Consider the following 11,738-nt stretch of genomic DNA (forward strand, 5'->3'; position numbering starts at 1 on the left):
TCCGCGAATGTCCCCCGGCCTGCGGCCTCCTCCTTTATTTCGCTGCGCAAGGCACCCCATCGGCGTGAGCGTCTTCAGAGCCGGGGTTATCAGCCGCACACCGACAGCGGGGGCGTTGGTCAGAGCACTGGTTGATCAGCGAGCACCAGCAGCGTGTCCAGGTGCACAGGGCGTCGGGTGCTCCCCGCAGCGAAATAAAGGAGGAGGGGCGCAGCCCCGGGGGACATTCGCGGAGGGGAGTACCCGGCGGCCTGTGCACCCGAGCGCCGCCCTTGTCTAAAGCTGAACCCACAGCCCAACCGAAATCACCCCCGAGGCGTCTCGACCAGGTCGTCTTCAAGATGCGGATCCACCGGCTTCCCCCGCAGCTTGCGAACCGTGCGACGTATCCAGTGCTCGATGTCGTCGATATAGGTGAACACCGCTGGCACCACCAGCAGACTCAACACCGTCGAGGTGATCAGCCCCCCAATCACCGCCATCGCCATCGGTGAACGAAAGCTCGAGTCCGCCGCGCCAAAACCGACCGCAATCGGCAACATCCCCGCGCCCATGGCCAGCGTCGTCATGATGATCGGCCGCGCCCGCTTGTGACACGCATCACGCAACGCGTCCCACCGGCTCATGCCGTGATCGCGGCGCGCCACGATGGCGTACTCCACCAACAGGATGGAATTTTTCGTCGCAATGCCCATCAGCATGATCAACCCGATCAACGACGGCATCGACAACGCCTTCTGCCCGATCAACAGCCCCACGAATGCACCACCCAAAGCCAGCGGCAGCGCGCACAGAATCGTCACTGGGTGCAGGAAGTCCTTGAACAACAGCACCAGCACGATGTAGATGCACAGCACCCCAGTGAGCATCGCCAGGCCGAAGCTCGCGAACAACTCGGTCATCACCTCGGCGTCGCCCACCTCGGCAATGCGCACCCCCGGCGGCAGCTTCTGGATCGAGGGCAACTTCTCGACCGCCGCCTTGGCGTCGCCCAGGCCCACGCCCGACAGCTCGATCTCGAAGTTCACGTTGCGCGAACGGTCGTAACGGTCGATCACGGCCGGGCCGCCTTCCATCGTCAAGGTGGCCACCTGGTTCAGCATCACCGGCCCGCGCGCGCCCGGCACCGGCAGCCGCCCGAGCAAGTCGAGGTCTTGCCGCGCCGAGTCTTCCAGCTTGACCACGATCGGCACCTGCCGCTGCGCAAGGTTGAGCTTGGCAAGCGACTGGTCGTAGTCGCCCAGCGTGGCCACGCGCAGGGTTTCGGCAATGGCCGAGCTGGTCACGCCCAGGTCGGCGGCGCGCGCAAAGTCGGGCCGCACGGCAATCTCAGGGCGAATCAGGCTGGCGGTGGACGTGATGTTGCCCAGGCCCGGAATGGTCCGCAGGTCTTTCTCGACCGCGCTGGCCGCACTGGCCAGCGCCAGCGGGTCTTCGCCGGTCAGCGCCAGGATGTACTTCTCGCCCGAGCCACCCAGGCCCACCGTGCTGCGCACGCCGGGCAGGGTTTCGAGCGCGGTGCGAATCTGCTGCTCGATCACCTGCTTGCGCGGCCGGTCGCCGCGCGGATCGAGCTTGATGGTCAGGGTGGCCTTGCGTGTTTCAGGCGTGCCAAAGCTGGCGAACGGGTCACCGCCCGCGCTGCCGCCGGCCACCGTGGTGTAGACGCTCTTTACATGGGGGATCTGCATCACGCGGCGGCGCGTTTCCTCCGACGCGGCCGTGGTTTGCGCCAGCGTGGCGCCCGGCGCAAGCGACAGGTACACCTGCGTCTGCGAGTTGTCGTCCGGCGGAATGAAGCCGGTCTTCAGCAGCGGAATCATCGCCAGCGAAGCAAAGAAGAACAGGGTGGCCAGCACCATCGTCTTGAAGCGGTTGTGCGTGCTCCACTCCACCGCGCGCATGTACCAGCGCAGCCAGCCGGGCTCCTTCTCCGCGCCGACGATCGGCTTCAGGATGTAGGCCGCCATCATGGGCGTGAGCACCCGTGCCACCACCAGCGAGGCGAACACCGCGAGCGAGGCGGTCCAGCCGAACTGCTTGAAGAACTTGCCGGCCACGCCGCTCATGAAAGCCGTGGGCAGAAACACTGCAATGAGGGTGAAGGTGGTGGCGATCACCGCCAGGCCAATTTCGTCGGCCGCCTCCATGGCCGCCTGGAACGGCGTCTTGCCCATGCGCAAGTGCCGCACGATGTTCTCGACCTCCACGATGGCGTCGTCCACCAATATGCCGACCACCAGCGACAGCGCCAGCAGCGAGATCACGTTCACCGAGAAGCCCAGCAGGTGCATGCCGATGAACGCCGGAATCACCGACATAGGCAGCGCAACGGCTGACACAAAAGTGGCGCGCCAGTCGCGCAAGAAGAGCCACACCACGATCACCGCCAGGATGGCGCCTTCGTACAGCAGGTGCAGCGAGCCGTTGTATTCCTCTTCCACCGGGTCGACGAAGTTGAAGGCCTCGGTCAGCTCGATGTCGGGGCGCTGCACGCGCAGGTCGGCCAGCGCCTTTTGCACCGCGTGGCCCACTTCCACCTCGCTGGCGCCGCGGCTGCGCGCCACTTCGAAGCCCACCACCGGCTTGCCGTTGAGCAGCGCGGCCGCGCGCGGCTCGGCAATGGTGTCGCTGATGCGGGCCACCTGGTCCAGGCGCACGCGGCGCCCATCGGTGAGCGCGATCTGCATGTCGGCGAGCTGGTCGGCCGACTGCACCGTGGCCATGGTGCGCACCGGTTGTTCGCTGCCACCCAGGTCGAAGCGCCCGCCCGCGCTTTCGGTCTGCACCTGGCGCAGTTGGCGCGAGATGTCGCCGGCCGTGGCGCCCAGCGCCTGCAGCTTAGCCGGGTCGAGGTCGATGTGCACCTGGCGCGTGACGCCGCCCACGCGGTTCACCGCGCCCACGCCGGGCAGCGCGAGCAGCTTCTTGGTGATGTCGTTGTCGACAAACCAGCTCAGCGCCTCGTTGTCCATGTGCGACGAGGCAATGGTGAAGGCCAGCACCGGCTGGCCCGCCAGGTCGAGCTTGGTGACCACCGGGTCGCGCACGTCGGCAGGCAGGTCGGAGCGCACGCGCTGCACCGCGGAGCGCACGTCGTCCACGGCCTCCTGCACGGGTTTCTCAAGGCGGAACTCCACGATGAGGGTGGCCGCGCCGTCCTGCACCTTGGTGGTGATGTGCTTCAGGCCCTGCACGGTGGCAATGGCGTTCTCGAGCTTGCGCGCGACATCGTTCTCCAGCTGCGAAGGCGAGGCACCGGGCAGCGACGCCGAGACCGTGACGGTCGGCAGGTCGATGTCCGGAAAGTTCTGCACCTTCATCGCGTTGAACGACAGCAACCCACCGAAGGTGAGCAGCACGAACAGCATCACCGCCGGAATCGGGTTGCGGATGGACCAGGCGGAAACGTTCATGGCGTGTTCCTTCGGGTTACTTGGCTGCCGCGCTGGCGGAGGCACCAGCGGCAGGAGCAGCAGCGGCAGGCTGCGCCGCGGGCACGGGCGTGTCCACCACGCGCACCAGGTCGCCGTCGTTGAGGAAGCCCGCGCCTTGCACCACCACGCGCGCGCCGTCGGGCAGCGCGCTGGTGATCTCGATGCGGTCGTTCAGGCGGCGCCCGATCTGCACCTTCAGCTGCGCCACCTTGTTGTCGGGCTTGAGCACAAAGACGTTGTTGAACCCGTCGCGCGGCACGATGGCGGCCTGCGGCACGGTAGGCGCCGAGCTGCGGCCCAGCTCGAAGTCGCCGCGCGCGAACATGCCGGCCTTGATGCCGGTGTTCTGCTGCACGTTGGGGAGGTCGACATACACCAGCGCGGCGCGCGTCTGCGGGTCGACGGTGGGCGCAATGCTGCGCACCTTGCCGCGCACCTGCGCGCCGCTGGCGCTCACCACAAAGGCCGTGGTGCCGACCGCGATGCGGCCCAGCTCGGCGGAGGTGACCTCGGCGCGCCATTCGAGCCGGCCCTGGCGGATCAGCTTGAACAGCTCGGTGCCGGCGGCCACCACGCTGCCCACCGTGGCGGCGCGCGCGGAGATCACGCCGTCGTCGGGCGCCAGCACCTGCGTGTTGCGCCCGCGCACTTCCTGCGCGGCCAGCACGGCCTCGGCCGCTTCCACGCGCGCCTTGGCGGTTTGCTCGGTGGTCTGGTACTGGTTGATCTGCTGCTGGCTCAGCGCGCCCGTGGCCTGCAGCGTGCGGGCGCGCGCTGCGTTGCCGGCGGCGTCGGCCGCGGTGGCGCGGGCTTCGGCCAGCGAGGCGCGCGACTGCGCGATGTCCGCGCGCACCGTCTCGGGCGAGAACACCGCCAGCACCTGGCCCTTCTTGACCACGTCGCCCACGTTCACGCGCACTTCGGCAAGCCGCAGGCCGTTCGATTCGGAGCCGACCACGGCCTCCTGCCAGGCGGCCACGTTGCCGTTGGCCGCCAGCGTGAGCATCAGTTCGGTGGCCGCGGGTTGGGCGACGGTGACGGTCAGCGCGGGCTTGGGCGCATTCGCCCCGTCCTTGCCGTTCTTGGCCTTTGCGGTGGCCGCGGCCCCGCCTGCGTTGTCCGATGGTTTGCGCATCATGAAGAACGCGCCGGCAGTGACGACGGCCAGCGCAACCAGCGCGATGACGAGGGTGGAACGCTTCATTGTTTTCATGGCGACGTCGCGACCTTGGCGGCCGGTGTGGGGGCCGTCGAGGACGACTCCGTGGACTCTGTGGATGGGGTGGACGGGTTGGCGGCGGACTCGTTGGCCTGGCGGCTCCAGCCGCCGCCCATCGAGCGGTACAGCGCCACCCAGGCCTCGGTGCGCTCGCGCTGCAGCGAGACGCGCGCGGTCTGCGCGGTGAACAGGGTGCGTCGCGAGTCTTCCAGCTCGAACAGGCTGGCCAGGCCGCTGCTGTAGCGGGCCTGCGTGGCGTCGAAGGAGGCCTGGTAGTTCTTCACCGCGCTGTCGGCGTCGGTGGTGCGGGCGTCGGTGGCGTCGAGGTTGACCAGTGCTTCTTCTACCTCGCGCACCGCCTGTCGCACGTTGGCCCGGTAGAGCGACACGGCCTCGGCGTAGCGCGCCTTGGCCGCGTCGGTGTTGGCCTTGCGCGCGCCGCCGTCGAGCAGCGGCACGGTGAGCGAGACCGGGCCCACGGTCCATGTTTCGAGCGACTGGCGAAACCCGCTCACGCGCAGTTGCGAGCGGCCGATGTTGCCCGACACCGTGAGCTTGGGGTAACGCTCGGCCTCGGCGGAGCCCACGTCGGCACTGGCCGAGGCCACGCCGAGTTCGGCCGCGTACACGTCGGGGCGCTGCGCGATGGCTTCGGCCGGCACGCTGGCGATGCTGCCTACCGCCGGCAGCGCGCGCTGCGTGGGCGAGTCCGTGAGCTTTTGTGCGAGCGTGGGTTCGTCGATGCCGCTGAGCGCCACCAGCGCCTTGCGCTGTATCGCGCACTGGGCGCGCTGCTGGGTCAGGCGGCCCGAGGCGTCCGCGGCGCTGGCGCGGGCCAATGCCGCATCGGCAGGGGCGGTGAAGCCCGCGCCTGCCGACAGGTCGGTGAGCCGCGAGGTCTCGGCGCGCGAGCGCGCGTCGGAAACGGACACGCGCAATTGCGCCTGGCAGGCGCGCTCGGCGAAATAGGCGTTGGCGGTTTCGGCCGCCACCGCCACGCGGGCATCGTGCCACTTGGCGTTGGCGCTGCTCTGCTTGGCCTCGGCGGCGTCGCGGTCGGCGCGCAGGCGACCGAACAGGTCGACCTCCCACTTGGACTGCAGGCCGGCCTGCAGCGTGGTGACAGGCGTGCTGGCGGAAAGCGCGCTGCTGCTACCGCTGCTGCTGGTACCACTGCTGGACCCGCCGGAAGAAAAGCCCGAGGTGCCCCGGCTGGCCGAAGCCGTGCCGTCCAGGCTCGGCAGCAGTGCCGCGCCGGCCTGCACGCGTGTGGAGCGCGCCTCGGCCACGCGCGCCGCGGCGCTCGCCACGTTCGGGCTCGCGGCCTCGGCGGCGGCGATGAGCTCGACCAGCAAGGGGTCGTCCAGCTGGCGCCACCAGTCGGCCAGCGATGCGAGCGAGCCGCCATGGGGCAGCGGTGCGTTCCACTGCGCGGGGAAGGGCGCGGCCACCTGCGCGGGCGGGCGCGTCAGGGAGCAGCCTGCCAGCGTCATGGCCACGGCCATGGTCATCGGCAGGCACAGGTTGGCCATCAGTCGGGGTCGGAGTCTTCTCATGTCTTGTGCTTTCTCTCGGCGCTGCGGCGCGCCGCTTCGGCCTCGACCAGCGCCAGCGCATAGCCGGTGAGGCGGTCGGCCCAGGTGTCGATGGCGCGCGGTGTGCGCAGCAGCGACGGGCGCAGGGCCTCGATGAAGTCCTGGCTCACGTAGAGCTGCATCGACAGCCCGGTGATTGCAAATGTCAGGCGGTGAATGTCGTCGTCGGCCCGCTCCACCTTCAGGTGGCGGCACAGCAGCTCTGCAATGGCGCGGTGCGGGCCCTTGATTTCGCGGTCGAGTTCCTCGGCCCAGCGGCTGGTGGGCTCCAGCATTTCGCGCATGTGCAGCTGTATGCATTGCCGCACGATCTCGCCCTGCTTGAGCGGGTCGATCATCGACACCATGCAGATGCGCAGCGTGTCTTGCAGCGACTGGCCCGGGGCCTTGCAGGCGGCCACCAGGTCGCCGGGGTCGCCGCCCATCGGCTCGCTGAAGGTGGCGGCGTACAGCCCCTCCTTGTCGCCGAAGTAGTAGCTGATGGCCGAAATGTTGACTTCGGCCTCGCGGGCGATCTCGCGGGTCGACGTCTTGGCGAAGCCCTTCTGCGCGAACAGCCGCAAGGCGGTGTGCAGCAGCCGGTGGCGTGCCTCGGCGCCGTCGGCGCGCGGTGCGCGGCGCGGCGGCTGGGGGCCTGGTGAGCCTGATGTAGGAGCGTCGTTCGCGGTCATGTGGGTGGCATTACACCATGCATGAAATCAAACGATTGATTTACTTAAGGCTTTCTGAAGGCCCCGGCCTGCGGCCGCCCCCCGTGGCTATTTGGTGCGAAAAACAATCTCTTTCATTCGCTGCAGCCGCGGCGCAACGACCGGCACCGTCAGCATGGTGCTGGCCACCGCCATCAGCAGCAGCGCGGTGAAGGCCTCGTTGGTGATGAGCGCCTTGTCCAGCAGCACGTTGGCAAAAATGATCATGATCAGCGCCTTGGTTTGCAGCAGCCAGCCAATCAGCAAACCCTCGCCCGGCTGCCAGCGCAAGATGCGCCCGGCCAGCAGCGTGCCGATGAGCTTGCCGCCCACCGACGCCACCAGCAGCACGCCGGCCGCCACAAACACCGCGGCGCCGCCCACGTCCCAGTTGGTGCGCAGCCCCGTGCTGAGAAAGAACACGGGCATCACCACCAGCAGCACGTGGTGGCGCAGGCTGTCGAGCTGCGGCTGGTCGAACCACTCCGAATCCATCACCGCGCCCGCAATGAACGCGCCCACCATGTAGTGCAGCCCCGACCAGTCGGCCCCCAGCCCGCAGGCCGCAAGCCACACCAGCGCCAGGTACCAGCGGTCGCTCTGCGGAATGCGCCGCATGAGCCGGCGAAACAGCATGCTCGCCACGGCGAACACCGCCAGAAAGGCAAGCTGTTTGCCCACGCGTTCCCAGTCCATGAGGATGAGCGCCAGCACGCCCCAGATCGCGATGTCGTCCAGGCTCGCGTAGCGCAGGATGCGCTGGCCGATGGGCTGGCGCAGGATCTGCAGCTTCTCCATGAACAGAATGAGAATGGGCAGCGCCGTCACCGCGCACGACATGCCGATGCCCAGCACAAACTGCCAGGTCTGCGCCTTGGCGCCCATCCAGCCGGGAAACATCAGCATGCCGATGGCGGCTGCGCTGCCCAGCAGCAGCGGCACGCCCAGCGCCAGGCCGGCGGTGATGCCGCTCTCGCGCCGGTGTTCCCAGGCCTTGCGCAGGTCGAGCTCGATGCCGGCGATGAACACGAAGAGCATCACCGCCCACTGCGCAATGGCGTTCAACGACTGGATCACCGGGGCGTTGAAAACGAACTTGTAGTACTGCGGAAACACCGCGCCCAGCACGCCCGGCCCAAGCACGATGCCCGTGACGATCTGCACCACCACCAGCGGCGCGAAGTACTCGGTGCGGCCCAGGCGCCACACCAGGTAGGGCAGGGTGAAGATGATCAGCATGGCGATCAGAAAAATCTCGGAGGTGCTCATGAGGCAGAGTCGTTGGCTGGAAAGGTCGGGAGTTTGTCATGGCGCACGGCCCGGGCCGGGCAGGGCGCTACGATTCCGCCCATGCCTGCCGCCACCCCCGCACCGACCGCCTTGCCCCTCGACGCCGAGGGCATCCTTGCGCTGGCCGCGCGCTCGATGTTCCATCTGTTCTCCAGCATCAGCCAGGGCATGTTCCTGGTCGACCGGGGCGGGCGCATCGTGTGGGTGAACGAGGGCTACCGGCGCTTTCTGCCGGCACTGGGCTTCTCGTCGATCGACCAGTTCATGGGGCACATGGTGGAAGACGTGATTCCCAACACGCAGATGCGGCGCGTGCTCGAAACCGGCGAGCCCATTCTGGTCGACCTGCTGACCAACAAGGCAGGCACTTTCGTGGTCAGCCGCATACCGCTGCGCGAAGAGCGCCAGGGCAGCGCGGGCGACGTGATCGGTGCCATCGGCATCGTGCTGTTCGACCAGCCCGAGACCACTCTGCAGCCGCTCATCAGCAAATTCGCGCTGCTGCAGCGCGACCTCGACGACGCGCGCCGCGAGCTTGCGAGCCAGCGCAACAACCCGCTGTACCAGCACGCGCCCGACGGCCAGCGGCGTTCCAAGTACACCTTTGCCAGCTTCATCGGCAGCAGCCCCGCGGCGGTAGAGGTCAAGCGCCATGCGCGCCGCGCCGCGCAGTCGGCCAGCCCGGTGCTGCTGCTGGGCGAGACCGGCACCGGCAAAGAGCTGCTGGCGCATGCCATCCATGCGTCGTCGGCGCGGGCCACGGGGCAGTTCGTCAGCGTCAACATCGCGGCCGTGCCCGACACACTGTTGGAGGCAGAGTTCTTCGGTTTCGCTCCCGGCGCCTTCACCGGTGCCGATCGGCGCGGGCGCGAAGGCAAGTTCAAGCTGGCCGATGGCGGCAGCCTGTTTCTCGATGAAATCGGCGACATGCCGCTGGGCCTGCAGGCCAAGCTGTTGCGCGCATTGCAGGAGGGCGAGATAGAGCCGCTGGGCTCCAACAAGCTCGTGCCCTTCGACGCCCGCGTGATTGCGGCCACCTCGCGCGACCTGCCGGAGCTGGTGCGGCGCGGGCAGTTTCGCGAAGACCTGTACTACCGCCTCAACGTGCTGCCGCTGCGCGTGCCGCCGCTGCGCGACCGGCGCGCGGACATTCCCGCGCTGGTGGAGGCGCTGGGCGAAGACATGGCGCTGCGCAGCGGCGAGGCCCCGCCCGAGCTCACGCCCGACGCGCTCGCGCTGCTGGCCGGCCAGCACTGGCGCGGCAACATCCGCGAGCTGCGCAACGTGCTGGAGCAGGTGACCATGCGCAGCGACTCGCAGCGCATCGACGCCGTGCAGCTCGAACGCATCCTGCGTGAAGCGGGGCTGGAGCAGATCGAGCTGCCGGCCGTGCTGCAAAGCGCACACGATGCCGATGAAGAAGCCGCGCTGCTGAGGCCGCTGGCGCAGCAGGTGGCGGAGCTGGAGCACAAGGCGATTGCGGCGGCGCTGGCGTCGACCGGTGGCAACAAGCTGGCGACCGCAAGGCTGCTCGGCATTTCGCGTGCGACCCTTTACGAACGCATGACCATCCAGACGCCGTGAGCCTGTTCGCCGGCCGATAAGCTGGACCTTATTTCAAGCAAGCAAGGAGGACATTTCCAATGAAGGGTTTGTTGACACGATTGAAGGCGCTGGGCGCGGGAGCGGCCAGGCCCCCATCGCAAGAACCAGCGCAAGAACCGAAGCAAGAACCAACGCAGCGCGCGGATGGCCAGGCGAGCGAAGGCGTGCTGATCAACGCCTACTGCACGCGTGCCGACCTGCCGCCCCTGGACTTTGCACACACCCTTCTTGCGCGCCGCGGTCTGTCGGACGCAGAACTCGCACCGCACCTCTCGGGCTTCGTGGGCTATGTGCTGAGCCGCGGCAACGGCGAAATGTCGCGCAACCGCTATCACGTGATGCGCCATGTTCAGCGCGTGCAGCAACACCTGAGCCTGTCGATCGACGAGGCGCAGCTCGACGCGTTCTCTGCCTGGGCCGAGCGTGCGAACGCGATCGTTTTTCTGCCCGACGGCGACATCCGCGATCCCAACGGGCGGGTGCTGTTGTCCGCCGCGGGAGAGGAGCCCGACCAGGAGGCTGCGCTTCCCTATCCGCCCGAGGCCTGGCAACGAAAGGCACGCACCGAGGCGCTGCTTGCGTCGCGAGGCGTGTCGGTGCCGCAGCATCTTCCGCCCCTGATTTCGGAGCCCGAGTTGCGCTCACGCGCGCCGCAAGACCTGGCGGGCAGGGCGTTCGCGTTGCTGGCGGTGGCGGCCCGAGCCGAGTCGGTCGCGAACAACGCGCCGCTTGCAGTGAACGAGTTGCTGGCACGGCTGCCGTCCGCGCAGGCGAACCTCACGCCGAACGAGCAGGCCTTTCTTTGCGACGACGCACCCGCGGAGTCTGCCGTGGTGCAGTTCGGCTGGCGCTTCGAGTGCCTCTTCGTGCTCGAGTGGGCGCTGGGGCTGGTCGACGCGCTGCCGTTTCCCGAGGCGATCTGCGACGTGCCGCTGGCAACGCGCGTCCTGCTCGATGCGCGAGATGTGGAGGGGGCCGTGCGCGCTGCAAAGCTGCAAACAGCGAGCGACATCCTGGACGCGCTCGACCTGCACTACCGTCTCCACTGGCTGATACGCCAGTCGCGCATGAAGGAGACGGCCCTGGCGCAAGGGCTGGACGCCGGCGTGGTCGCGGAACGGCACCATGCGCTGAACTGGCTCGTTCGCTTCGAGGACCACGACTGGGACGACGTCGACACGCCCACATGACAATGCCGCCTGCACCCGGTGCAGCCGGTTCCCGCATTTGCCCTCACGCCATCCATGAAGACATCGATTCGCTCCCTTGCCCTTGTTGCGCTGTGCGCCACCGCCGGCCTCGCCAGTGCCGCGCCCCAGTGCGCCGGTGAAGCCGTCTCCCGCGCCAAGAAGCTGCTGACCTTTCATTTCGGCGAAGACGATCGCATCCGCATCAGCCCCGACGTGAAAGAGCTGCCGCCCATTCGCAACCCCGCCAACAAGAAGCAGCAGTTCAAGGTGCTGGAGGTGTGGGGCAGCATCTACAAGGGCGACTACCGCATGCGGCTCATCTACTACGTGTCGGGCAACGACTGCACGTTGATGGGCCAGGAAATCCTCGAGTACGCGAACCTGTGAGCGTCAAGGCACTGCGCTCGACCTTCGGCCCGAACTGCCACTGGTGCGGCCTGCCGATGGACTTTGCCGAGCCCTTCGGCCGACCCGAGTCCGCCACCATCGAGCACCTGGTCGATGCCACTTTCGGCGGCTTGCGCTCGGCCAAACACCGACGCCTGGCGCATGCCGCCTGCAACCATGCGCGCAACGAGTTCCGCATGCAGGCCGAGCGGCAGTTCCAGCAATGGATAACCGACCGCCAAGCCTCCGCGAAAACCCTGACTGATAAAAAGACAGTTGACTGAAATTCAGACAACACAAGTGTTCTGAATTCAGCCGATAGCAGG

9 protein-coding genes are annotated in these 11,738 nt (G+C 67.8%); 4 read left to right on the plus strand and 5 right to left on the minus strand.

Annotated elements, in window-relative coordinates:
• Positions 1-305 precede the first annotated feature (305 nt).
• The 5 genes from VLK31_RS06760 to VLK31_RS06780 all read right to left on the minus strand — a co-directional run bounded on the left by VLK31_RS06760 (position 306) and on the right by VLK31_RS06780 (position 8,209).
• On the minus strand, positions 306-3,416 hold the full coding sequence (locus VLK31_RS06760) for an efflux RND transporter permease subunit (RefSeq protein ID WP_409167615.1): 3,111 nt from the start codon (positions 3,414-3,416) through the stop codon (positions 306-308).
• 16 nt (positions 3,417-3,432) lie between these two features.
• Positions 3,433-4,650, minus strand: a complete 1,218-nt coding sequence (locus VLK31_RS06765; protein WP_409167616.1) for an efflux RND transporter periplasmic adaptor subunit — start codon at positions 4,648-4,650, stop codon at positions 3,433-3,435.
• Positions 4,647-6,212 carry an efflux transporter outer membrane subunit gene (locus VLK31_RS06770; protein ID WP_409167617.1) on the minus strand — a complete coding sequence of 522 codons (1,566 nt, stop codon included), beginning with the start codon at positions 6,210-6,212 and terminating at the stop codon, positions 4,647-4,649. The genes VLK31_RS06765 and VLK31_RS06770 overlap by 4 nt, the downstream gene beginning before the upstream one ends.
• Entirely contained in the window at positions 6,209-6,922 is a 714-nt protein-coding gene (locus VLK31_RS06775; protein ID WP_409167618.1) for a TetR/AcrR family transcriptional regulator, read from the minus strand. Before VLK31_RS06775 ends, VLK31_RS06770 begins: the two co-directional genes overlap by 4 nt.
• A gap of 87 nt (positions 6,923-7,009) precedes the next feature.
• On the minus strand, positions 7,010-8,209 hold the full coding sequence (locus tag VLK31_RS06780; RefSeq protein WP_409167619.1) for a cation:proton antiporter: 1,200 nt from the start codon (positions 8,207-8,209) through the stop codon (positions 7,010-7,012).
• A gap of 81 nt (positions 8,210-8,290) precedes the next feature.
• Between VLK31_RS06780 and VLK31_RS06785 the strand changes: the two genes are divergently transcribed.
• The 4 genes from VLK31_RS06785 (at position 8,291) to VLK31_RS06800 (ending at position 11,696) form a co-directional block, all read left to right on the plus strand.
• Positions 8,291-9,814, plus strand: coding sequence for a sigma-54 interaction domain-containing protein (locus tag VLK31_RS06785; protein ID WP_409167620.1), 1,524 nt, complete (start codon positions 8,291-8,293; stop codon positions 9,812-9,814).
• Between the two features lie 185 nt (positions 9,815-9,999).
• Positions 10,000-11,025: a DUF4272 domain-containing protein gene (locus tag VLK31_RS06790; protein ID WP_409167621.1), complete on the plus strand. Its 1,026-nt coding sequence runs from the start codon at positions 10,000-10,002 to the stop codon at positions 11,023-11,025.
• A gap of 54 nt (positions 11,026-11,079) precedes the next feature.
• Entirely contained in the window at positions 11,080-11,412 is a 333-nt protein-coding gene (locus VLK31_RS06795; RefSeq protein WP_409167622.1) for a hypothetical protein, read from the plus strand.
• On the plus strand, positions 11,409-11,696 hold the full coding sequence (locus VLK31_RS06800) for a hypothetical protein (protein ID WP_409167623.1): 288 nt from the start codon (positions 11,409-11,411) through the stop codon (positions 11,694-11,696). Before VLK31_RS06795 ends, VLK31_RS06800 begins: the two co-directional genes overlap by 4 nt.
• Positions 11,697-11,738: the final 42 nt, after the last annotated feature.

The sequence above is a fragment of the Variovorax sp. H27-G14 genome (genome assembly GCF_046156345.1).
In the GTDB taxonomy this organism is placed as follows: Bacteria; Pseudomonadota; Gammaproteobacteria; order Burkholderiales; family Burkholderiaceae_C; genus Variovorax.

What these genes read in the sequence shown, in the direction of transcription:
- VLK31_RS06775 (WP_409167618.1), bottom strand. Translation starts at nt 6,922, where the DNA reads ATGACCGCGAACGACGCTCCTACATCAGGCTCACCAGGCCCCCAGCCG.
- VLK31_RS06795 (WP_409167622.1), top strand. Translation starts at nt 11,080, where the DNA reads ATGAAGACATCGATTCGCTCCCTTGCCCTTGTTGCGCTGTGCGCCACC.
- VLK31_RS06760 (WP_409167615.1), bottom strand. Translation starts at nt 3,416, where the DNA reads ATGAACGTTTCCGCCTGGTCCATCCGCAACCCGATTCCGGCGGTGATG.
- VLK31_RS06770 (WP_409167617.1), bottom strand. Translation starts at nt 6,212, where the DNA reads ATGAGAAGACTCCGACCCCGACTGATGGCCAACCTGTGCCTGCCGATG.
- VLK31_RS06780 (WP_409167619.1), bottom strand. Translation starts at nt 8,209, where the DNA reads ATGAGCACCTCCGAGATTTTTCTGATCGCCATGCTGATCATCTTCACC.
- VLK31_RS06765 (WP_409167616.1), bottom strand. Translation starts at nt 4,650, where the DNA reads ATGAAAACAATGAAGCGTTCCACCCTCGTCATCGCGCTGGTTGCGCTG.
- VLK31_RS06785 (WP_409167620.1), top strand. Translation starts at nt 8,291, where the DNA reads ATGCCTGCCGCCACCCCCGCACCGACCGCCTTGCCCCTCGACGCCGAG.